This is a genomic window from Cupriavidus campinensis, from assembly GCF_905397395.1.
GTDB lineage: Bacteria > Pseudomonadota > Gammaproteobacteria > Burkholderiales > Burkholderiaceae > Cupriavidus > Cupriavidus campinensis.
This window is the reverse complement of record NZ_CAJPVH010000005.1, coordinates 104416-126405: the sequence shown is the minus strand read 5'-3', so window position 1 is coordinate 126405 and position 21990 is coordinate 104416. Positions and strand designations below refer to the sequence as shown.

The 21990-nt window shown below is 67.4% G+C and carries 22 protein-coding genes; 10 read left to right on the top strand and 12 right to left on the bottom strand.

What is annotated here, in order from left to right; all coding sequences use genetic code 11:
- Positions 1 to 25 precede the first annotated feature (25 nt).
- From KHO18_RS05145 to KHO18_RS05125, 5 genes are all read right to left on the bottom strand, one after another.
- A complete protein-coding gene (locus KHO18_RS05145; protein WP_211942868.1) occupies positions 26 to 1654 on the bottom strand; it encodes an MFS transporter in 1629 nt (542 codons plus the stop codon).
- 4 nt (positions 1655 to 1658) lie between these two features.
- Entirely contained in the window at positions 1659 to 2084 is a 426-nt protein-coding gene (locus KHO18_RS05140) for a DoxX family protein (protein ID WP_211942867.1), read from the bottom strand.
- Positions 2085 to 2120: 36 nt separating this feature from the next.
- Entirely contained in the window at positions 2121 to 4058 is a 1938-nt protein-coding gene (locus KHO18_RS05135) for an amidohydrolase (protein WP_144196532.1), read from the bottom strand.
- 13 nt (positions 4059 to 4071) lie between these two features.
- Positions 4072 to 4893, bottom strand: coding sequence for an alpha/beta fold hydrolase (locus KHO18_RS05130; protein WP_144196789.1), 822 nt, complete (start codon positions 4891 to 4893; stop codon positions 4072 to 4074).
- A 251-nt stretch (positions 4894 to 5144) separates the two neighbouring features.
- Positions 5145 to 5831, bottom strand: coding sequence for a hydrolase (locus tag KHO18_RS05125; protein ID WP_144196533.1), 687 nt, complete (start codon positions 5829 to 5831; stop codon positions 5145 to 5147).
- A gap of 368 nt (positions 5832 to 6199) precedes the next feature.
- Here KHO18_RS05125 and KHO18_RS05120 point away from each other — a divergent pair, with 368 nt between their 5' ends.
- Positions 6200 to 6859 (top strand): response regulator transcription factor, encoded by a 660-nt coding sequence (locus tag KHO18_RS05120; RefSeq protein WP_144196534.1) that lies wholly within the window; start codon positions 6200 to 6202, stop codon positions 6857 to 6859.
- 25 nt (positions 6860 to 6884) lie between these two features.
- Here the strand turns inward: KHO18_RS05120 and KHO18_RS05115 are convergent, their stop codons facing one another.
- Both KHO18_RS05115 and KHO18_RS05110 read right to left on the bottom strand, forming a co-directional pair.
- Positions 6885 to 7070 carry a hypothetical protein gene (locus tag KHO18_RS05115; RefSeq protein WP_144196535.1) on the bottom strand — a complete coding sequence of 62 codons (186 nt, stop codon included), beginning with the start codon at positions 7068 to 7070 and terminating at the stop codon, positions 6885 to 6887.
- Positions 7036 to 7578 carry a hypothetical protein gene (locus KHO18_RS05110; protein ID WP_144196536.1) on the bottom strand — a complete coding sequence of 181 codons (543 nt, stop codon included), beginning with the start codon at positions 7576 to 7578 and terminating at the stop codon, positions 7036 to 7038. Before KHO18_RS05110 ends, KHO18_RS05115 begins: the two co-directional genes overlap by 35 nt.
- Positions 7579 to 7867: 289 nt before the next feature.
- Between KHO18_RS05110 and KHO18_RS05105 the strand changes: the two genes are divergently transcribed.
- The 8 genes from KHO18_RS05105 (at position 7868) to KHO18_RS05070 (ending at position 17252) form a co-directional block, all read left to right on the top strand.
- Complete coding sequence (locus KHO18_RS05105) at positions 7868 to 8599, top strand: glutathione peroxidase (protein ID WP_144196537.1); 732 nt, start codon at positions 7868 to 7870, stop codon at positions 8597 to 8599.
- Between the two features lie 177 nt (positions 8600 to 8776).
- The gene (locus tag KHO18_RS05100; RefSeq protein WP_144196538.1) at positions 8777 to 10183 is read left to right on the top strand and encodes a dihydrolipoyl dehydrogenase; all 1407 of its coding nucleotides are present in this window, start codon (positions 8777 to 8779) and stop codon (positions 10181 to 10183) included.
- 229 nt (positions 10184 to 10412) lie between these two features.
- Positions 10413 to 11798 (top strand): NAD-dependent succinate-semialdehyde dehydrogenase, encoded by a 1386-nt coding sequence (locus tag KHO18_RS05095; RefSeq protein WP_092294840.1) that lies wholly within the window; start codon positions 10413 to 10415, stop codon positions 11796 to 11798.
- Complete coding sequence (locus tag KHO18_RS05090; RefSeq protein WP_211942885.1) at positions 11798 to 12823, top strand: alcohol dehydrogenase; 1026 nt, start codon at positions 11798 to 11800, stop codon at positions 12821 to 12823. Before KHO18_RS05095 ends, KHO18_RS05090 begins: the two co-directional genes overlap by 1 nt.
- Positions 12824 to 12851: 28 nt before the next feature.
- A complete protein-coding gene (locus tag KHO18_RS05085; RefSeq protein ID WP_092294844.1) occupies positions 12852 to 13259 on the top strand; it encodes a GFA family protein in 408 nt (135 codons plus the stop codon).
- A 36-nt stretch (positions 13260 to 13295) separates the two neighbouring features.
- Positions 13296 to 13751, top strand: a complete 456-nt coding sequence (locus KHO18_RS05080) for a (2Fe-2S)-binding protein (protein WP_092294846.1) — start codon at positions 13296 to 13298, stop codon at positions 13749 to 13751.
- 1 nt (position 13752) lies between these two features.
- Positions 13753 to 15969 (top strand): xanthine dehydrogenase family protein molybdopterin-binding subunit, encoded by a 2217-nt coding sequence (locus KHO18_RS05075; RefSeq protein ID WP_144196540.1) that lies wholly within the window; start codon positions 13753 to 13755, stop codon positions 15967 to 15969.
- 11 nt (positions 15970 to 15980) lie between these two features.
- Positions 15981 to 17252, top strand: a complete 1272-nt coding sequence (locus KHO18_RS05070; RefSeq protein ID WP_144196541.1) for a c-type cytochrome — start codon at positions 15981 to 15983, stop codon at positions 17250 to 17252.
- Positions 17253 to 17280: 28 nt separating this feature from the next.
- Here KHO18_RS05070 and KHO18_RS05065 read toward each other — a convergent pair whose 3' ends face one another.
- The 5 genes from KHO18_RS05065 to KHO18_RS05045 are packed head-to-tail and all read right to left on the bottom strand — an operon-like array spanning position 17281 to position 21352.
- Positions 17281 to 18066 (bottom strand): enoyl-CoA hydratase/isomerase family protein, encoded by a 786-nt coding sequence (locus KHO18_RS05065; protein WP_144196542.1) that lies wholly within the window; start codon positions 18064 to 18066, stop codon positions 17281 to 17283.
- Positions 18067 to 18102: 36 nt separating this feature from the next.
- The gene (locus tag KHO18_RS05060) at positions 18103 to 18858 is read right to left on the bottom strand and encodes an ABC transporter permease (protein ID WP_144196543.1); all 756 of its coding nucleotides are present in this window, start codon (positions 18856 to 18858) and stop codon (positions 18103 to 18105) included.
- A gap of 13 nt (positions 18859 to 18871) precedes the next feature.
- A complete protein-coding gene (locus tag KHO18_RS05055) occupies positions 18872 to 19630 on the bottom strand; it encodes an ABC transporter permease (protein WP_144196544.1) in 759 nt (252 codons plus the stop codon).
- Positions 19627 to 20400 (bottom strand): ABC transporter ATP-binding protein, encoded by a 774-nt coding sequence (locus tag KHO18_RS05050; RefSeq protein WP_244844552.1) that lies wholly within the window; start codon positions 20398 to 20400, stop codon positions 19627 to 19629. The genes KHO18_RS05055 and KHO18_RS05050 overlap by 4 nt, the downstream gene beginning before the upstream one ends.
- A gap of 10 nt (positions 20401 to 20410) precedes the next feature.
- The gene (locus tag KHO18_RS05045; RefSeq protein ID WP_144196545.1) at positions 20411 to 21352 is read right to left on the bottom strand and encodes an ABC transporter substrate-binding protein; all 942 of its coding nucleotides are present in this window, start codon (positions 21350 to 21352) and stop codon (positions 20411 to 20413) included.
- 147 nt (positions 21353 to 21499) lie between these two features.
- Between KHO18_RS05045 and KHO18_RS05040 the strand changes: the two genes are divergently transcribed.
- Entirely contained in the window at positions 21500 to 21970 is a 471-nt protein-coding gene (locus KHO18_RS05040; RefSeq protein WP_211942866.1) for a MarR family winged helix-turn-helix transcriptional regulator, read from the top strand.
- The last annotated feature ends 20 nt before the right edge of the window (positions 21971 to 21990 follow it).

The window sequence follows — 21990 nt, the reverse complement described above, 5'->3', positions numbered from 1 at the left end:
GATGGTCGCGATATGAATGGGAGGGTCAGGCAGCCGGCTTGCCCGGGGGCAGGCCAACGCCCAGCAGGTGGCGCACGCGTGGCGGCGTGGCGCCGGTGTGGTAGCGCGTGACATCGCGCTGGAGGTCGGCATCGGCGTGGGCCACGCGCTCGTGCTGGCGCAGGTGTTCTGCCCAGGATTCGACCAGGAACCATTCGGTCAGCAGCTCGGGGTCGGCCGGGTCTTCCATCACGCCCCAGTTGAACGCGCCGTCCCGCAGGCGCTCGTCGGAGAGCTTGTGCACGGCGCGCAGGAAGGCATCACGGTCCGCGGCGGTGACGCAGTATTCGATCAGGATCATGACCGGGCCACGGTCATGAGCGACCTCGCCCGCCATCTCCGGCTGGGGCCAGTGCCGTGCCGGGACGAGGTCTTCCTCGCCCTGCGGCAGGCGCAGGCGGTGCAGCAGCAGCGCGGCCACGACCAGCCCGGCTGCCGCGATCAGCAGCGCGCGCGGCGTGCCGGTCTCTTGCGCCACGAAGCCCCACAGCAGGCTGCCACCGGCCATCGCCCCGTTGAACACCATCTGGTAGACCGCCAGCGCACGCCCACGCACCCAGTTCGGCAGAATCGCCTGCGCCACGCCGCCGAGCGTGGTCAGCGCCGAGATCCACGCCGCGCCGAGCAGCAACAGCAGCGGCAGGGCGATCCAGACCGGCGGTGCGAAGGACAGCACCGCCATGACCCCCGCCGTGACGAGCGCGGAGAGCAGCACCATCCCATCGGCATCGAGCCGGCGTTGCAGCCGGGGCATGATCAGCGCGCCAAGGATGGCGCCCAGGCCCACGCCGCCCAGCAGCACGCCGTAGAGGCTGGCGCCCCCGTGCAGCAGTTGCTTGGCGACCAACGGCAACAGCGCCCAGATGCTGCTGCCGAACGCGAAGTGGACGGCGGCGCGCGCCAGCACCACGTGCAGCTGGCTGTGGGCGCGCGTGAAGCGCAGGCCGGCGCGGAAGGCGCCGAAGAAATGCTCGCGCAGTGGGTCGGAGGGGCGCTCGGGGCGCTTCCACCAGATCAGCGCGGCAATCACGAACAGGTAGCTGAGCAGGTCCAGCCCGTAGGTGGTGGCCGCGCCGAACGCGGCCAGCAGCAGGCCGCCGGCGGCGGGGCCGATGGCACGCGCGATGTTCACGCCGAGCGCGTTGAGCGCCACGGCGCGCTTCAGCTCCTGCATCGGCACCAGTTCCGGCACGATGGACTGCCATGTTGGCCCCATCATGGCCGCGCCGATGCCGCCGGCAAAGGCCATGGCGATCAGGATCTCGATGGTCAGAGCCTGGTTCCAGGCGAGCAGCATCAGCGTGCCGCTGACCATCGCCATGCCGAACTGGATGACGATCAGGAAGCGGCGCCGGTCAAGGATATCGGACAGCACGCCGGCCGGAATGGCCAGCAGGAACACCGGCAGCGTGGCGGCGGCCTGGATCGTGGCGACGGCAGCGGGGGATGAAGACAGGTCCGTGGCCAGCCAGGCGCTGGCCACGTCGCGCATGAAGCTGCCGATGTTGCCGAGAATGGTGGCCGCCCAAAGCACGGCGAACGTGCTCTGGGCGAGCGGGGCGAAGGTGCCACCGGCAGGGCTGGCGGCGGCAGGGGAGGAGCGGGAATCGGCCATGGAATCAGTGTCTGCGGAGGTCTTCCCACGCCACGAGCACGAAGGCCCCGGCCAGGCCCAGATGCTCGAAGAAGGCGTTGGCGAGCATGAAACGGGCCTCGGGCGGCGCGCTCCAGAAACGGTTGGCCATGAAGGTGGCGGCGATCGTGAACACGGCCAGCGCCAGCGCGCCAAGCCAGCGCCAGCGGCCGAGCAGGATCAGCGCGGCAGCGCCCAGCTCCAGCACGATCGTGGCGACGGCCATCGGCACGGCCGGCGTGAGGCCGAAGTGCTCCATCTCGGCCACCGCGCCGGGAAAGTCGAACAGCTTGACGAGGCCGCCCTGAATATAGGCGCCGCAAAGCAGCAGTAGGGCGACCCAGCGCACCCAGCGCGGCAGGACGCCCGAGCCGGCCGTGGCCGATCTCATCGAGGAAGTGGTATCAGCCATGGCCGGTCTCCGGTCAGCAATCAAGGAACAGGGGCATCAGAACGCCCAGCACGAGCAGCCCAGCGCGCCCCAGAACGAGCTTTCGTCAGCGGTCGGCACGCTCGACGTCCACGCCTTGGCGTGCGCGTGGCCGTGCACACCGCAGGAACTGGCGCAGCCGCAGGCGGTGGCCAGCGCGAGGGCCTTGGCCTGCGGGCGGGGCTGGTACTGGCTGCCGTGGCGGGCCGGCGACCAGTCCGGCATGGCCGGCGGAATCTCGGGCGACAGCTTGTTGAACTCGTTGTCGCCGTAGACCACCTTGCCGCCCAGGATCGTCATCACCGAGGTGATGTCCTGGATGTCGTCGCCCGGCACACTGAAGTAATCCTGCGACAGCACGGCCAGGTCGGCCAGCTGGCCCACCTTGATCTGGCCCTTCTTGCCGACTTCCGACGAGAACCACGTGTTGGCCTCGGTCCAGAGGCGCAGCGCGGTTTCGCGGTCGAGCAGGTTGGCTTGCGGGTACATCGCCATGCCGCCCACGGTCTTGCCCGTGGTCAGCCAGTACAGCGACACCCATGGGTTGTAGGAGGCCACGCGCGTGGCATCGGTGCCGGCGCCCACCTTGACGCCACGCTCCAGCATCCGCTTGATCGGCGGCGTGGCCTCGGCAGCCTTGGCGCCGTAGCGCTCGACGAAGTACTCGCCCTGGTAGGCCATGCGGTGCTGCACGGCGATACCGCCGCCCAATGCCGCGATGCGGTCGATATTGCGGTCGGTGATGGTCTCGGCGTGGTCGAAGAACCAGTTCAGGCCATCGAACGGGATGTCCTTGGCCACCTTCTCGTAGACATCCAGCGCGCGCGTGATGGTCTCGTTGTAGGTGGCGTGCAGGCGCCACGGCCAGCGCTTCTCGGCCAGCAGGCGGATCACGGGCTCGAGGTCGCCTTCCATCGACGGGGGCATGTCGGGCCGTTCCACGCGGAAGTCCTCGAAGTCTGCCGCAGTGTAGACCAGCATCTCGCCGGCGCCGTTGTGGCGGTAGAGGTCATCGCCCTGGCCCGGCTTGACGGTCGAGGTCCAGGTCTTGAAGTCGCTCAGTTCTTCCTTGGGCTTCTGCGTGAACAGGTTGTAAGCCAGCCGCACGGTGAGCTGGCCTTCCTTGTGCAGGTCCTCGATGATGTTGTAGTCATCGGGGTAGTTCTGGTAGCCGCCGCCAGCATCGATCACGCCGGTCACGCCAAGCCGGTTCACTTCGCGCATGAAATGGCGCGTGGAGTTCTTCTGGTACTCGGGCGGCAGCTTCGGGCCCTTGGCCAGCGTGGCGTAGAGGATGGTGGCGTTGGGCTTGGCCAGCAGCAGGCCGGTAGGATTGCCGGCCTTGTCGCGGATGATCTCGCCGCCCGGAGGATTCGGCGTGTCCTTGTTGTAGCCCACCGCGCGCAGCGCCGCGCCGTTGAGGATGGCGCGGTCGTACAGGTGGAGGATGAAGACCGGAGTGTCCGGCGCCGCGGCGTTCAGTTCCTCGATGGTGGGCAGGCGCTTTTCGACGAACTGGTGCTCGGTGAAGCCGCCCACCACGCGCACCCATTGCGGAGCCGGCGTGCGGGCCACCTGGTCCTTGAGCATGCGCATGGCGTCCGCCAGCGAGCGCACGCCGTCCCAGCGCAGTTCCATGTTGTAGTTCAGGCCGCCCCGGATGATGTGCATGTGGCTGTCGATCAGCCCGGGAATGGCCCGCCGGCCGTTCAGGTCGACGATCTTCGTCTGCGTGCCGGCCAGTTTCATGATGTCCTGGCGCGCGCCCACGCCGATGAAGCGGCCATTCTGGATGGCGACGGCATCGGCCTGGGGGTTGGCGCGGTCAAGCGTGGCGAACTTGCCGTTGACCAGGATGAGGTCTGGCGTGGCGGATGTCATGGCGAAGAGCTCCGAAGAAGCCGCCGCACCGAGTGCGGCAGCCGAGGCAATGAAATGCCGGCGGGTAACTGACATGGTGCGGCTCGGATCAGGTGTTCAGGAAGGCGAGCAGATCGGCGTTGATCTGGTCGGCGTGGGTCACGCACATGCCGTGCGGCGCGCCGGGGTAGACCTTCAGCGTGGCGTTCTTCACGATCTTGGCGGACAGCTTGCCGGCGTTGTCGATCGGCACGATCTGGTCGTCGTCGCCGTGCATGACGAGTGTCGGCACGTCGATCTTCTTCAGGTCGTTGGTGTAGTCGACTTCCGAGAATTCCTTGATGCACGCGTACTGGCCCAGGATGCCGCCGGCCATGCCCTGCGCCCAGAAGGCGTCGATGGTGCCTTGCGAAACCTTGGCGCCCGGACGGTTGAAGCCGAAGAACGGCACGGCCAGGTCCTTGTAGAACTGGGAGCGGTTGTCGGTCACGCCCTTGCGGATGCCATCGAAGACTTCCATCGGCAGGCCGTTGGGGTTGTTGGCGGTCTTGACCATGATAGGCGGCACGGCGCCGATCAGCACGGCCTTGGCGACGCGCCTGGTGCCGTGGCGGCCGATATAGTGCGTGACTTCGCCGCCACCGGTGGAGTGGCCGACCAGCGTGGCGCCCTTGATGTCGAGTGCGTCGAGCAGCGCGGCGAGGTCGTCGGCGTAGGTGTCCATGTTGTTGCCCTGCGCCGGCTGGCCCGAGCGGCCATGGCCGCGACGGTCATGGGCAATCACGCGGAAGCCCTTCTGCACCAGGAACAGCATCTGCGCGTCCCAGGCGTCCGCGTTGAGCGGCCAGCCGTGCGAGAACACGACCGGGCGGCCCGAGCCCCAGTCCTTGTAGAAAATCTGCGTGCCGTCCTTGGTGGTGATGGTGCTCATGGTGTTGCCTCCTGCGGGGTGATGGGTAGCGCCGGCCTGCGGCTTGCCGGCGGCATTGGCCTGGGTGGTGGCGGACAGCGCGGCGACGGCGGCCACGCCGACGGTGCCGGCGCCCGAGACGAGCAGCTTGCGACGCGAGGAGTTGAGCGCTTCGATTTGTTCTTGAGGTTGCATGTTCGGTCTGGCGAGGAATGTGAAGAGTGCGGCGGGTGATCGCCCCGCTCCCGCAGGCGGCAGCGGGGCGGCACACATCAGCGTGCGGCCACCGGCGCCACGGACTCGTGCGGCGTGGCGGTGCGCTGGGCGGCCTTGTGGACCATGGTGTAGGCGTAGTCCACACCCATGCCGTAGGCGCCCGAGTGCTCCTTGACCAGCTTCATCACCGCGTCATAGGTGTCACGGTGGGCCCAGTCGCGCTGCCACTCCAGCAGCACCTGCTGCCAGGTCACCGGCACCACGCCGGCCTGCACCATGCGCTGCATGGCGTAGTCATGGGCTTCCTTCGAGGTGCCGCCCGAGGCATCGGCGACCATGTAGATCTCGTAGTCGCCTTCCAGCATGGCGCACAGCGCGAAGGTGGTGTTGCAGACTTCGGTCCAGAGGCCGGCCACGACCACCTTCTTGCGGCCGTTGGCGGCCAGGGCGTCGCGTACCTTCTGGTCGTCCCAGGAGTTCATCGACGTGCGCTCCAGCGTCTTCTGGTTCGGGAACACGTCCAGCACCTCCGGGTACGTGAAGCCCGAGAACGACTCGCTTTCCACCGTGGTGATGGTGGTCGGCACATTGAAGATCCTGGCGGCCTTGGCCAGGCCCACGACGTTGTTCTTCAGCGCCTGGCGGTCCATCGACTGGACGCCGAAGGCCATCTGCGGCTGGTGGTCGATGATGATGAGCTGGCTGTTTTGCGGGGTCAGGACTTCGAGCTTCGGATTGGACATGATGGTGCTCCAGGAAAACATTGGCGGGTGATGGGGGCATACTTGGGTAGCAGCCCGTCGAGAGGCTAAGCGCCCGCCCCGCCGGCGGCTACTGTTCGATCGTATTAGTTGCTCGCACGATCGGGTGGCTAGCTGTCGGCGCGGGGCGGCATGGCGCCCGCCACGCGCGGCCAGTCGTGTTTTCGGATGACATGGTGGCGGCTGCGCCGCGTCTGGCCAACTAACCCGATGGTATGAATGGCATGTGCCCACGGACTATGTTGAAATGCGCGGTGCCGCGTCCGCTGCGGCCGCCGGGGCGTATGGTTGCCCTCGATATAATCCGCAACAGACACCCGGGACCACCCCCGCGGACAGGGAGAGAAGACGTGACATCGAAGAGCCTGGAGCCCGCTGACGACAGCACGCACGACGACGCACTGGTGCTGATCGTCGACGATGACGCGATGCTGCGCAGCGGCCTGGGCAACCTGTTCCGCTCGGTGGGCATGCGGGTGGCGCTGTTCGCCTCGGCCGCCGAACTGCTCGACTACGCCATGCCGGACGTGCCGAGCTGCCTGGTGCTCGATGTGCGGCTGCGCGGGCCGAGCGGGCTCGACCTCCAGACCCGGCTGGCCCAGATGGGCGTCAACATCCCCATCATCTTCATGACCGGCTACGGCGACATTGCGATGACCGTGGCGGCGATGAAGGCCGGCGCCGAGGACTTCCTGGCCAAGCCGATCCGCGACCAGGACCTGCTCGACGCGGTGTCCGCCGCGCTCGACAAAGACCGGATTCGGCGCCTGGGGATGCGGCAGGTGGAGGCGTTGCGCGCCAACTACGAGGCGCTGACGCCGCGCGAGACCGAGGTCATGACGCTGGCCGTGTCCGGGCTGCTCAACAAGCAGATTGCGAGCGAGATCGGCATCAGCGAGGTAACGGTCAAGATTCATCGCGGGCAGGCCATGCGCAAGATGCGTGCGCGTACGTTCGCCGATCTCGTCCTGATGGCGCAGCAGCTCGGCATCTGCAGGCAGCGCCTCTGAAAGGCAACCTCTGAAAGGGGGGCGGCTAGCCCGGTCCGTGCGTGGCCGGATGTGGCTGCATGCGCAAGGCCGCCCGGAACAGCGGGCGCGGGGTCACCGTGAACGTGGACGCCGCCGCGGCCTGGGCCACCCGGGCCAGGATGCCCGACATCAGGCGCTTCTGCTGCGCGAGCGCCTCAGGCCGAACATGGTTCGTGACGTGCAAAGCCATAGATTCCTTCCTTCTCCCCTGTCCTGCCTGGTTCGGGCCGCGTTACGCAGCGGAAGCGCGCGTTGCCGCCGGCGCGCGCGAACTGTCGGATCACACGCTCGCACAGGAAATCCATCTTGCGGGTCTGCGACACGCAGACGTACTGCTGCACCGCCGGGTGGGCGTCCACATGGTGGCGCATCGCCCACAGCAGGGCCTCCGAGAACTGCCAGACCATGTGCGGGCAGGGCAGGCGCCAGAAGTCCGGCAGGAACATCGTGCCGTGGTCGGCCTCCACGCGCACCACCGTGACGAACCGGGTCACCTCGCCCGCTGCGGGGTCGGCCATGTCCTCGGGCACCTCCGCGAAGAACATCACATAGCGCAGGTCGGCAAAGCCGATGCCGATGACCTCCAGGCCATCCTCCACGCGTATCGTTTCCGTCACGTGAATGTCGCCGCGGCCGCCTTGCGGCGGCTGCGGGGGAAACACGCGCGTGACCAGTCCGGGGCAAATGTAGTCGTACATCGGGCAACGAAAATTGCATCACAAAAGGCGGCATACCCCGCCTTTTTCAAGCCCGGATGCTAACCGCCGTGCTGCACGGCGGGCCGCTTCTTTACAACATTTCACGGGCGGCGCCAGCGGTCAGAACGCCGTCTGATAGGAAAAAGCAATCGGATAACGCCGAATGATAATAGATTGTTTCAATCGGACAGGTAGGAACGATGAATTGTACAAATCACATCTCAATCTTCAGAATCCACCCCATCGCTACAACACGTGGCGCCCAACCCAACCCAGAGGAGTCTTACCGATGCTGCAATCCCGCGAAGGCCAACGCGTTCCCCAAGTCACCTTCCGTGTGCGTGAGAACAATGAATGGAAGAACGTGACCACGGCCGAACTGTTCGACGGCAAGACCGTCGTGGTCTTCTCGCTGCCCGGCGCTTTCACGCCGACCTGCTCGTCCACCCACCTGCCGCGCTACAACGAACTGGCGCCGGTGTTCGCCAAGCAGGGCGTGGACGCCATCCTGTGCGTGTCCGTGAACGATACCTTCGTGATGAACGAGTGGTCGAAGGACCAGGAGTCCCAGAACATCACCATGATTCCCGACGGCAACGGTGAATTCACCGACGGCATGGGCATGCTGGTGGACAAGGCCGACCTGGGCTTTGGCAAGCGCAGCTGGCGCTATTCGATGCTGGTCAAGGACGGCGTGGTGACCAAGATGTTTATCGAGCCGGAAGAGCCGGGCGACCCGTTCAAGGTCTCGGACGCCGACACGATGCTGAACCACATCGCCCCGAACGCGAAGAGCCCCGACCAGGTCGTGGTGTTCTCGAAGATCGGCTGCTCGCACTGTGCCAAGGCCAAGCAACTGCTGTCGGACAACGGTTTCGAGTACATCGACGTGCCGCTGGAAAACAAGGTGCGTGGCAAGGTGCTGGGCGCAGTGTCCGGCAGCATGACGGCCCCGCAGGTGTTCATCAACGGCAATCTGATCGGCGGCGCTGAAGCGCTCGAGCAGTACCTGTCGCGCTAAGCGCATCCCTCCCGCGTCCTCCCCTGGCCCGGTTTCCCGCCGGTGTCCAGGGGGACATTTCCCGAAGCAGGACAGTCGTCGGATCCGATGACATCGGGCGCCCAGCCTGGCGCCGGTGTCATGCCGTCCGCTGATTGAGAAAAAGCCAGCAAACCGCTCATTACCAGGAATCGCATCATGAAGACGACCATCCAGACCGACGTAGCCGTGATTGGCGCAGGCACCGCTGGCCTCGCCGCCTACCGTGCCGCCATCGCGGCCGGCAAGCGCGCCGTGATCATCGAGGGCGGGGCCTACGGCACCACCTGCGCCCGCGTGGGATGCATGCCGTCGAAGCTGCTGATCGCCGCCGCCGAGGCCGCCCACGAGGCGCGCCACACCGGCGCGTTCGGCGTGCATGTGGATGGCCCGGTGCGCGTCGATGGCCGCGAGGTCATGGCCCGCGTCCGTAGCGAGCGCGACCGCTTCGTCGGCTTCGTGGTGCGCGGCACGGAGAGCATTCCGACAGCGCATCGCCTGATCGGCCATGCGCGCTTCATCGACAACACCGTGCTGGAGATCGACGACCACACCACGGTGCGCGCCAGCCGCGTGGTGATTGCCACGGGCTCGCGTCCGGCCGTGCCGCCGTCATTCCAGGTGTTTGGCAACCGGCTGATCGTCAATGACGATGTGTTCGCCTGGGACGACCTGCCCGCCAGCGTGGCGGTGTTCGGCCCCGGCGTGATCGGGCTCGAACTGGGCCAGGCGCTGTCCCGGCTGGGCGTGCGGGTGCGCGTGTTTGGCGTGGGCGGCGCGGTCGGCCCGTTCACCGATCCGGCGATCCGCGCCTATGCCGCGCAGGCGTTCAACCAGGAATTCTCGTTGCAGCCCGACGCCCGCGTGACCGACATGCGCCGTGAGGGCGACGAAGCGGTGATCACGTTCGAGGACGCCGACGGCCAGCGCGTGACCGAGCGCTTCGCCTACGTGCTGGCGGCCACGGGACGCCGCCCGAATGTCGATAACCTGGCGATCGAGAACGCCGGGCTGGCGCTCGACGCACGCGGCGTGCCGGTCTTCGACCCGCTCACGCTCCAGTGCGGCACCGCGCCGGTGTTCATCGCCGGCGATGCCAACAACGTGCTCCCGCTACTGCACGAGGCCGCCGACGAAGGCAAGGCCGCCGGCGACAACGCCGCGCGCTGGCCCGACGTGCGCCCGCTGGCACGCCGCGCCATGCTGGCCGTGGTGTTCTCCGATCCGCAACTGGCCATCGTCGGCAACAGCTACGCCAGCCTGGAGCCGGGCAGCTTCGTCACGGGCGAGGTCAGCTTCGAGGATCAGGGCCGCAGTCGCGTGATGCTGAAGAACAAGGGCCTGATGCACGTCTATGCGGACATCGCCACGGGCCGCTTCCTTGGTGCCGAGTGGATGGGCCCGCGTGCAGAGAACATCGCCCACCTGTTGGCGTGGTCCTGCCAGCAAGGCCTGACCATCGCCCAGATGCTGGCCATGCCGTTCTACCACCCGGTGGTGGAAGAGGGCCTGCGCACCGCGCTGCGCGACGCGGAAGCCAAGCTGGCAGATGCGACAAAAAAGTGATGAATAAGTAGCAGCAGGACTGACCAGAGTCTGGTTGGGAGGGCCGGCAGCGGTGACGCTGTCGGCCCTTTTTTCGTTCCGGAATTGGGTCCTGGGCAGGGTGTGAAACCGTTTTCGGGACGTTGTCCATCAGACAATGTGGCAGCAGGTTGAAATTTATCGGCTGTGGTACTATTTTTATCGAAATCGTTTTCGATTCATTTTCGAAACTCTCAACAGGAGTCAGACCATGAGCTTTCGTACAGTCAATCCGGCCACGGGCGAATTCGTGAAGGAATTTCCGCTGCAAACCGATGCGCAAGTCTTCGCGGCGCTGGACACCGCGGAAAAGCGTTATCGCGAGGACTGGAAGTTCCGTTCCGTGGCCGAGCGGGCCCGCATCGTGGGCCGGGCGGCCCAGATCCTGCGCGAGAAGCGCGATGAATACGCGAAGTATCCGACCCTGGAAATGGGCAAAGTGGTCCGCTTTGGCTATATGGAGATCGATCTTGTCGCGGACATCCTGGATTACTACGCCGAGCATGGCGAACGGCTGCTCGCGGCGCAGGCATTGCCCGGCGAGCCCGGCGCCACGGTGGTGGCCGAGCCCATCGGCGTGATCCTGGCGATTGAGCCCTGGAATTTCCCTTACTACCAGCTGGTGCGCGTGGCCGCGCCGCAATTGATCGCCGGCAACGTGGTGTTGATGAAGCATGCCGAGAACGTGCCGCAGTGCGCGCTCGCCTTCGCGCGGCTGTTCGAGGAAGCCGGCGCGCCGGAGGGTGTGTACACGAACCTGTTTTGCAGCATCGACCAGATCGCCAGCCTGATCGACGATTTCCGCGTGCGCGGCGTGGCGCTTACCGGCAGCGAGCGGGCGGGCACGTCCGTGGGCGAGCGTGCCGGACGCAATCTCAAGAAGGTGATCCTGGAGCTGGGCGGCAGCGATCCGGCGCTGATCCTGGAGGGCGCGCCGCTCGATCACGCGGTGGAACAGTGCGTGATGGGCCGCACGTTCAACTCGGGGCAGGGCTGCGTCAATATCAAGCGCGTGATCGTGGTGGGCAAGACTCGGGGCGCCCAGATGCTGGCGGCGCTGAAGGAGCGGTTTGCCGCCATCAAGGTGGGCGACCCCACGGACGAGACCACGTTGCTCGGCCCCCTCGTCAGCGAACGCGCGCTGGAAGGGCTGCTCAAGCAGATCGAGGACGCCAAGGCTGCCGGCGCGACGATCGTCTACGGTGGCAAGCGGGTGGACCGCCCCGGCTTCTACCTCGAGCCGACCATCATCACTGACATCGCCGAAGACAATCCGCTGTATCAACAGGAAGCCTTCGGCCCCGTGCTGTCCTTCTATGTGGTGGATAGCGAGGAAGCGGCTATCGCCCTGGCCAACGACTCCAAGTACGGCCTGGGCGCCTTTGTCTTCGACGCCGATATCGAGCATGCGAAGCAGGTGGCGTCCCGCATCGAGTCGGGCATGGTCTACATCAACTCGTGCTTCGTCGACTCCCCGGGCCTGCCGTTCGGTGGCGTCAAGAACTCGGGCTTTGGCCGTGAACTGTCCGAACAGGGCATTGGCGAGTTCCTCAACCGCAAGCTGATCCGCATCGCCGACGCCGCCGGGAGCCAATGATGCGAACCATGCGCGCGGTGCAGGTGGCGCAGGCAGGCGGCCCGCTGGAGCTGGTGGATCGCGAGATCCCGGAGCCGCCCGCGGGGCATGTGCGGATCAAGGTGCAGGCCTGTGGCATCTGTCACAGCGACTCGCATACGCTGGATGGCTCGTGGCCGGGGATCCAGTATCCGCGTGTGCCGGGCCATGAGATTGCGGGCGTGATCGACGAGATCGGCGCTGGCGTGCAAGGCTGGCAGCCCGGGCAGCGGGTGGGCGTGGGCTGGCACGGTGGCCACTGCGGGCACTGTGACAACTGCCGGCATGGCGACTTCGTGCGCTGTGACAACCTGCGCGTGCCTGGCATCAGCTACGACGGTGGATATGCGGAGTACATGGTGGCGCCGCAGGAGGCGCTCGCCCGCATGCCGGACGCGCTTGCGGACGTCGATGCCGCGCCGCTGCTCTGCGCGGGCCTGACTACCTTCAACGCGCTGCGCCACAGCGGTGCGCGCGCCGGGGACGTGGTGGCCATCCTGGGCGTGGGCGGCCTCGGCCATATCGGCGTGCAGTTCGCGCGGCAGATGGGCTTCGTCACCGTAGCCATCGCGCTGGGGCAGGACAAGGCGACGCTGGTGTGCGACCTCGGCGCGCATCACTACATCGACGCCGCCACGCAGGATGTTGCCGAAGCGCTGCAGGCGCTCGGTGGCGCGCGCGTGATCCTGGCGACCGCGAACAGCGGCAAGGCGATGAGCGGCGCGCTCGGCGGGCTGGGCATGAACGGCAGGATGGTCATGCTCGGCTGGACCGAGGAGCCCATCGCCGTCTCGGCCACGCAGTTCATCATGCGCCGCAATGCCGTGGAAGGCTGGCCATCGGGCACGGCCGCGCAATCGCAGGAGACGCTGGCCTTCAGCGCGCTGTCCGGCGTGCGGCCGATGATCGAGCAGTACCCGCTGTCCCGCGCGGCGGAAGCCTACGAACGCATGAAGAGCGGAAAGGCCCGCTTCAAGATCGTGCTGACGCCAGACCCGTCACACTGATCCAACCTATCAACAGGGAATCCCAATCATGAAGGAAAGACAAGGCGGCTGCCTGTGCGGAGCCGTGCGTTACGTGATGAAGGGCGAGCCGGAGACGGCGGCCATCTGCCATTGCCGGCACTGCCAGAAACAGAGCGCCAGCCTGTTCTCGTTCAACCTCTTCGTGAAGGAGGCCAACTTCACGCAGCACGGCGAGACCAGGGTGTTCGAGGACCGGGGCGACAGCGGGCATCCCTCGTATCGCCATTTCTGCGGTAGTTGCGGGTCGCCCATCCTCACCCGGGTGTCGACGATGCCCGGCGTGGTGCTGGTGAAGGCAGGCACGCTGGACAGCCTGGCCGGCATCCAGCCGCCCGGCCTTGAGATCTATACCGATCGCGCGCCGTACTGGCTCGCGCCGGTGGACGGCACGCAGCGCTTCGCGCTCAGCCCCTGAGCGCTGGCGCATCCCCCCTAAACCGGAGCGGCACACATGGTAAGACTGGATATCAACGGCCGGCAGCACACGATCGATGCGCCGCCCGACATGCCCCTGCTGTGGGCGATTCGTGACCTCGTCGGCCTGACGGGCACCAAGTTCGGCTGCGGCATCGCCCAGTGCGGCGCGTGCACCGTCCACCTCGATGGCGTGGCGGTGCGGGCCTGCGTGATGCCGGTCTCGGCCGTTGGCGAGCGCAAGATCACCACGATCGAGGGCGTTAGCGCGACGCCGGCCGGCCAGCGCGTGCAGGCCGCGTGGCGCGCGCTCGATGTCGTGCAGTGCGGCTACTGCCAGTCGGGCCAGGTGATGTCGGCGGCGGCGCTGATCGCCAGCAATCCGAAGCCGAGCGACGCCGATATCGATGCCGCGATGGCAGGCAATATCTGCCGCTGCGGCACGTACAACCGCATCCGCGCCGCCGTCAGGCAGGCCGCGAAGGAAGCCTGACATGCATGGCGATGCACAGGAGACGGACGTCTCGCGCCGAGGCTTCCTCAAGTTCGCCGCGATGGTCGGCGCTGCCGGCGGCGGTGGCCTGCTGTTCGGCTTCAGCGTGCCGGCGCGCAGCCAGGGCGAAGGGCGCCGGTCGGTCATCGGCGGGGATGGCGTGGAGACGCCGCAGCCGGGCGTGTTCGCGCCCAACGCGTTCATCCAGATCGCGCGCAGCGGGCAGGTCACGCTGATCATGCCGAAGGTGGAGATGGGGCAGGGCGTCTATACGTCGATTCCCATGCTGTTGGCGGAGGAGCTGGAAGTGCCGCTGGAGCGCATCACGCTCGTCCATGCGCCGCCCGATGGCAAGCTGTTCAACGACCCGCTGCTGGGCGAGCAACTGACCGGCGCCTCGACCTCGATCCGCTACGCGTGGGAGCCGATGCGCAAGGCCGGCGCCAGCGCGCGGACGCTACTCGTCACGGCTGCCGCGCGGCGCTGGAAGGTCGATCCATCGACCTGTATCGCGCAGGCGGGCCGGGTAACGCATCCGCCCAGCCGCCGCAGCATCGGCTATGGCGAGCTGGTAGACGACGCGGCGAAGCTGCCGCCGCCGCAGGACGTCCGGCTCAAGGCGCCGAAGGATTTCCGGCTGATCGGCACGCGGGTGAAGCGGCTCGACTCCCCGGAGAAGGTCGACGGCACCGCCATGTTCGGCCTGGACGTGCGGCTGCCGGGCATGGTCTATGCGGCGATTGCCACGTGCCCGGTGTTCGGCGGCACGCTGGCCAGCGTCGATGACACGCACGCCCGCAAGATGCCCGGGGTGCAGCAGGTGGTCCGCTTCGACAACGGTGTGGCCGTGATCGGCGCCCACACCTGGGCGGCAAAGCGCGGGCTGCAGGCGCTGGTGATTCGCTGGAACGAAGGGCCGGGCGCCAAGGTATCGACGGAGACGATCGTCGCCGACCTCGTCAAGGCCTCGCGCCGCAGCGGCGCCGTGGCGCGCCGGGAAGGCGATGTCGACAAGGCATTCGCCAAGGCCCGCACGCGCATCGATGCGGTCTTCCAGCAGCCGTTCCTCGCGCACGCGACCATGGAGCCGGTGAACTGCACCGTGCATGTGCGCCCGGATGGCTGCGAAGTCTGGACCGGCACGCAGGTGCCCGGGCGCGTGGTCGATGCGGCCGCCAGGGTCACCGGACTGCCGCCCGGCAAGATCACCGTGCACAACTACCTGCTCGGCGGCGGCTTCGGCCGGCGGCTGGAAATCGACATGGTCACGCAGGCCGTGAAGATCGCCCGGCAACTGCGCGTGCCGGTGAAGGTGGTGTGGACGCGCGAGGAGGATATCCAGCACGACATGTACCGCCCGTACTACTACGACCGGATTTCCGCCGGGCTGGACGATAGCGGCAAGCCGCTGGCCTGGCAGCACCGCATTGTCGGCTCCTCGATCATGGCCCGCTACGCGCCGGCCGCGATGATGCCGAATGGCGTCGATCCCGATGCCGTGGCGGTGGCGGCGGAATTGCCCTACGACCTGCCCAACCAGCTGGTTGACTACGTGCGCCAGGAGCCGCGGGACGTGCCAACGGCCTTCTGGCGCGGCGTCGGGCCCACGCGCGGCGCCTTTGTGGTCGAGAGCTTTATCGACATGCTGGCGCAAGCCGCCAAGGTGGACCCGGTGGCGTACCGGCGGGATCTGCTGCGCAAGTCCCCGCGCGCGTTGTATGTGCTGAACGAGGCGGTGCGGGCCTCCGGATGGAAGCCGGGCGTGTCCCAGGGCAATGGCCGGGGCAGCGGCGTCTCCGTGATGCATGCGTTCGACAGCTTTTTCGCGATGGTCGTCGATGTGACCGTGCAGAACGGCGAGGTGCGCGTGAACCGCGTCACCTGCGTGGTCGACTGCGGCATGGCGGTCAACCCGGACACGATCGAGGCGCAGATGCAGGGCGGCATCATCTTTGGCCTGACGGCGGCGCTCTACAGCCAGATCACGATCCGGGCGGGCCGCGTCGAGCAGAGCAACTTCAACGACTACCGGATGCTGCGCATCAACGAGACACCGGAGATCGACGTCCATATCGTCAAGAGCAGCGAGGCGCCGGGCGGCATCGGCGAGCCGGGAACGTCCGCGCTCCAGCCCGCGCTGGCCAACGCCATCCACGCGGCCACGGGCCGGCGGCTGCACACCCTGCCGGTGGGCGATCAACTGAAGGCGCGCACGTGAGCACAGAAACGATGAACAAGCTGAAATCCACGGGTGCGCTGCTCGGCACCGCGCTGCTGGCGTTCGGGGCGGCGCCCGCACAGGCCGCCACGGCGGTGGACCAGGCGCTGGTCGCGCGCGGCGAGTATCTGGCCAGGCTCGGCGACTGCGTGGCCTGCCACTCGGCGCCGGGCGGCAAGCCCTTCGCGGGCGGGCTGCCGATGACGACGCCGCTGGGCCGCATCTACACCACCAATATCACGCCCGATCCGGCCACCGGCATCGGCGGCTATACGCAGGCGGCGTTCAACCGTGCCATGCGCGAAGGCGTGGCGAAGGACGGCCACAACCTGTATCCGGCCATGCCGTATCCGTCCTACGCCAAGGTCAACGATGCCGACCTGACCGCGCTCTACGCGTATTTCATGCATGGTGTGCCGGCGGTGCGGCAGGCCAACCGGGCGTCCGACATCCGCTGGCCGATGAATATGCGCTGGCCGCTCAAGCTCTGGAACCTCGTCTTCCTCGAAAAGGCCGTCTATAAGGAAAAGCCCGGCCAGGGCGCCGCGTGGAACCGCGGCGCCTATCTGGTGCAGGGGCTGGGGCATTGCGGCTCCTGCCACACGCCGCGTGGCGTCGGCTTCCAGGAGAAGGCGCTGGACGAGGGCGGCAAGGCGTTCCTTGCCGGCGCGCTGCTCGATGGCTGGTACGCCTCGAACCTGACCGGCGAGCACAACGTGGGGCTGGGGCGCTGGAGCGCAGCCGATATCGCGGGGTTCCTGAAGGATGGGGCAAACCGGCACGCGACGGCGTTTGGGCCGATGTCCGAGGTCATCCACAACAGCACGCAGGCGATGACCGATGGCGATCTCGCGGCGATGGCCGCCTACCTGAAGTCGCTCCCGGCACAGGGTGGCAACGGCGCTCCGCCTTACGCGTACGACGCCCGGACGACCACGGTGGCCTTGCAGCGCCCGGCTGGCAACGCCGGCGCGCGGCTATACGCCACGTACTGCATGCAGTGCCACGGCGCGGACGGGCGCGGCGTTGCGCCCCTGCTCGCGCCGCTGGCTGGCAATCCGAACGTGCTGGAGCGCGATGCGTCGTCGCTGATCAACGTGACGCTGCACGGCACGCCGGACCTCGTGATCCGCGGCATTCCGGCGCCGTATCCGATGCCGAAGTACGCCGCCATCCTGAGCGACCGCGACGTCGCCGAGGTGCTGACCTTCATCCGCGCCAGCTGGAACAACAGCGCCCCGGCCGTCAGCCCGGACGCCGTGGAGAAGCTCCGGCGCGAGTGACCCTGCGCCGGTGCTTCACCGGCCGGCGTCAGCTTCCGATATAGGCGGCCGGTCGCCGCTCGACGAATGCCGTGGCGCCCTCGCGGGCGTCGCGGCTGCGCAGCAGCAGCCGCTGCAAGGCCGATTCCTCGAACAGCCCGGCCTCCAGCGTGAGGTCATGGCTGGCGAGCACGGCGCGCCGCGCGGCGATGACGGCCAGCGGACCATTTCCGGCAATCTGGCGCGCGATCTTGAGCGCGGCTGCCTCCAGTCCCGCCTTCGGCACCAGTTCGGTCACCAGCCCGTGGTTCAGGGCGAAGCTGGCATCGAAGGTGTCGCCGGTCAGGATCATCCGCATGGCTACACCCATCCCCGCCACCTTTGCCAGCCGCTGGGTGCCACCACCGCCGGGAAGAATCCCCAGCCGGACCTCCGGCAAAGCGAAAGTCGATTCGGGCGTGGCGAGGCGGATGTCGCAGGCCAGCGCCAGTTCCAGCCCGCCGGCCACACAGATGCCGTCGATAGCGGCGATGGTCGGCTTGGACACGTCGCCGGCGCCGGTCAGGCCGCCAAAGCTGATGATCGACGTGGGCGCGTCGCTCTCGGCGAGATCGCGCCGATAGGCGAGATAGTCGCCAATATCGGCCCCGGTGCAGAAGGCGCGGCCGCCCCGGGCGGAGAGCACGGCGACCTTTAGCTGCGGGTCGTCGTTGAAACGCTGCCAGGCGCCGGCCAGTGCGCGGTCGTGCTCGACGTCGAGCGCGTTGTGGCGTTCCGGGCGGTCGATGACGATGTGGGCGATGGCGTGGTCGATGATCTGAAAGTCGATGGACATGGATTCAAAGGGTTCCGTTCCGGTTGTTGGGGGGGCTCAGCGCATGGCGTTGGGCAGGCGTCTCGCGGCAGATCGCTCCAGCCATTCGAACGCCCCGTTCACCGCCACGCCGATCAGGCCGACGGTGAGCAGCAGGGCAAAGACGCCGGGGGCATCGAAGTCCCGCTGGGCGGTGAGCAGCAGGCGGCCGATGCCCGGTCGCGTGGCCAGCATCTCGACCAGCAGGGCGACGATGATCGCCAGCGGCGCCGCCACGCGCAGTCCGGCAATCACGCCGGGCAGGATGCACGGCACGTAGATGTTCCGCACCCGGCTCCAGGGCGAGAGCCTGAGCGTGTGGCCCGTGCTGATCAGTGTGGGATGGATCGATCGCGTCGCCTGCAGCACGTTGAGCATCACCGGCCAGACCGTGGCCAACGCGACTACCGTGATATCCAGCCCGGTGCCGGCGCCGATCAGCAGCATGGCCACCGGGACGATGGTCGGCGGCGGGATCGAGCGCAGGAATTCGAGCGTGGGCGCCACGGTGTCGGAGACGGCACGGCGCGCGCCCAGCGTGGCGCCCATCACCGTGCCGGCCATGCCGGCGACCAGCGTGGAAAGCAGCACGGTTTTCAGCGTGGCGAGGACCGCCAGTTGCAGGTCGCCCGCCGCCAGCATGACGGCCGCCTGCGTGAGCCACGTCTGCGGGGGCGGCGCCACCGGCGAGGCAGGGTCGCCCAGCGCCCCCCAGACGCCGAGCAGGGCGATGGGCGTGGCAAGGCTGAGCAGCCCACGGGACATCTTGTTCATGAGCACAGTCCTTTCAGTTGCCCTGGGCCAGTCCAGGAAACAGATGCTTGACGGCGAAGTCCAGCGCGCAGTTCGCGCAGACGCCGAGGATGCCAATGGCGAAGAGATAGGCAAATGTCTCGCTGGCGCGCATGGCCTCCTGGGCGCTGACCAGCCCCCATCCCAGTCCAGCTGGGTTGCCAACCATCTCGGCGACCACGCTGACCACCAGGCATAGGCTGAAGCTGAGCTTGGCGCCCACGAGGATCTGGCGGAACGCAGCGGGCGTGATCACGCAGCGCAGCGCATGCCAGCGGCGCAGGTGAAGCGTGCTGACCACCTCGAGGATGCGCGGATGCAGCCGTTCGATGCCGGACCGGCTGGCCAGGATCAGCGGCCACACGCTGGCGAACACCGTGACGGTGATCTCGGTCTGCCAGGAGAAGCCGAACACGAGGATGGCGAGCGGAATCAGCGCCACGGCCGGCAGGGGCCGCAATAGCTCGATAAAGAGCGACAGGGCGACGCGCAGCCGCTCGGCGCTGCCGAGCGCCATGCCGAGCGGGATGCCGATCAGCAGGCAGATCACCCAGCTGGCGATGGCCGCGGCAAAGGTATGCAGCGCATCGGCCGGCAGCCGGCCACTGACCAGCGTCTCTAGCAGGGTCTGGCCGATCTCCACGGGCGAGGGCAGGATGCTGGGCCCCTCCTGGGCCGTGGCCGCGAGTTGCCAGGCCACGAGGAGGGCCGCCGGGAGCAGCCATTGGCGCGTTTGCGGGAGGCGGGGCGTCATCGGGCCGCTCCGTGCAGGCGCTCCAGCAGCTCATGACGCGCGTGGAGGTACTCGGGCATCTCCTTGGTCGAAATCTGGTCGCGCGTGGCGGGCAGGGCAGGGCGCAGCTCCGAGGCAATCCGCCCCGGCGAGCCGGCGAGCAGGATGACGCGATCCCCCAGATACACCGCCTCGTCCACATCGTGTGTGATGAAGACGATGGTGGCGCCAGTGCTGGCCTGAATGTGCCGGAGCTGGTCCTGCAGCTTGGCCTTGGTCATGGCGTCCAGCGCCCCGAACGGCTCGTCCATCAGCAGCACCTTGGGCTGCAGCGCCAGTGCGCGGGCGATTTGCAGTCGCTGCTGCATGCCGCCGGACAGCTTGGCAGGATACTCCCGGGCCGCCTGCTGCAGGCCGACCATGGCCAGCGCGGCGTCGATACGGTCGTCCAGTGCCGCGCCGGAGACCTGCTCCTCGATGCCTAGCGCCACGTTGCCACGCACCGTCCGCCACGGCAGCAGCGCGTTGCCGTAGTCCTGGAACACCGTCACCACACCCGCCGGCGGGCCGCTGAAGGCGGCACCTTCATAGAAGACGGCGCCGCCGGTCGGCGCACAGAACCCGCCGAGCGCGCGCAGCAGGGTGGTCTTGCCCGTGCCGGAGCCGCCCACCATGCAGAGGAACTCGCCCCGGCCGATATTCAGGTCGATGCCCTGGAGAATCGTCTTCTCCCCACTTGCCGACGTCAGTCTGACTTCCGCCTGCTCACAGCAAAATACCGATGCGTTCATAGGTCGTGAACTAGTTGAGGCTGGCGCCGATGGCGCTTGCTTTCTCGTTGATGGCGCCGACGGCGACGGCGGTCTGGATCCAGGTGTCGATCTCGGCATCGCCGAGGCGGGTGGTGTAGGCCGGCAGATGGACCGAGGCTGCCACCGCATCGGGCAGGCGGGTCCACTTGGCCAGCACCGCGCGTGACGCCTGGTCGTTCTTCTGGATGTACTGGATGGCGTCGTTGAGCGCGGCGCGCCAGGCCGCCACGGCGCCCCGGTTGTCACGGGCCCACTGGCCGCTCGCCATCCAGCAGGTCAGGATCACCGGGTCGGCCACGCCGAGCATGGGGTTGCCGAGGGTACGCACGCCCACCTTCATCGACGCCGAGGCGTAGGGTTCGACGATCTCCGCCGCCGCCACGCGCCCCGCCGCCAGCTGGTCGCCCATATTGGCGAAAGCCATCTCCTGGAAGCGGACGGCCTTGGGGTCCACGCCGCGCTGCCGCAGCGCATTGAGCGTGGCGATGTGGATCACCCCGTTGAGCGAGGGCGTGGCCACGACCTGCCCCTTGAGGTCGGCCAGGTCCCGGATCGGGCTGTCGGCGCGGGTCACCAGCCGCATCTGCTGGTTGGCCGTCAGCTCCTGCGTATTGCCCGCGATGCCCACGACATCGAGCTTCCGCAGCCGCGCCTTGATGATGTCGATGGGCGTGCACCCGGAGACCTCGAACTGCCGGCCCAGCGCGCCGACCACGGTGGAGACGTTCTGGACGGTGGTGATGTCCACGTCCAGCCCGTGCGCCTCGAACATGCCCTTGTCCTTGGCAATCCACAGCGGCAGCCATGCCGCCGAGACCACGGACGCCACGCGCACCTTGGTTCTGGCCGGGGTTTGCGCCATCGCGGTGGGCGGTTGGGCGAATGCCAGCCAGGTCAGCAGGAAAACCAGCAGCCGGAAGCGTGTCGTCATCGAAGTCTCCTTGTATCCTTGTAGGGTTAGTCAAACATTAGTATCTTTGTATAAAGATACTTTACGCAAAGATAGCAAGCGCCCGAGACAATTTCTTATATGGATAAACACGATTTGATAGACACATTCGATGAAGAGTGGGCGCGCGTGCGGCCTGATCTCGTCACGGACCACGTGCTGGTGCTGGGCCGCATCCTGCGGATTCGCGATCTGGCGATGAGGGCGTCCGAGCGGTGGCTGGCGCCTCACGGCATCACCTGGGACATGTTCGACATGATTGCCACGCTGCGGCGCACCGGGCCGCCCTATGCGCTGAACCCCAGCGCGCTGTCCCGGGCGCTGCTGCTGTCATCCGGCGCCATGACCCTGCGGATCGACCGGGTGGAAAAGCGCGGGCTGGTGAGGCGGGAGCCCGATCCCAGCGACCGGCGCGGCACGCTGGTGGTGCTGACCGAGCAGGGGCTGGAACTGGCAGACGCCGTGCTCACCGCGCATTTCAAGGAAGCCAACCAGTTGCTGGATTGCCTGTCCCCTACGGAGCGCTCTTCGGTGGCCAGGAGCCTGCGCAAGATCCTGCTGCAACTGGAAGACCCTGCCGGCAACGCGCCCGGCAACTAGGGCTAGCCAGTGCGGCAGGA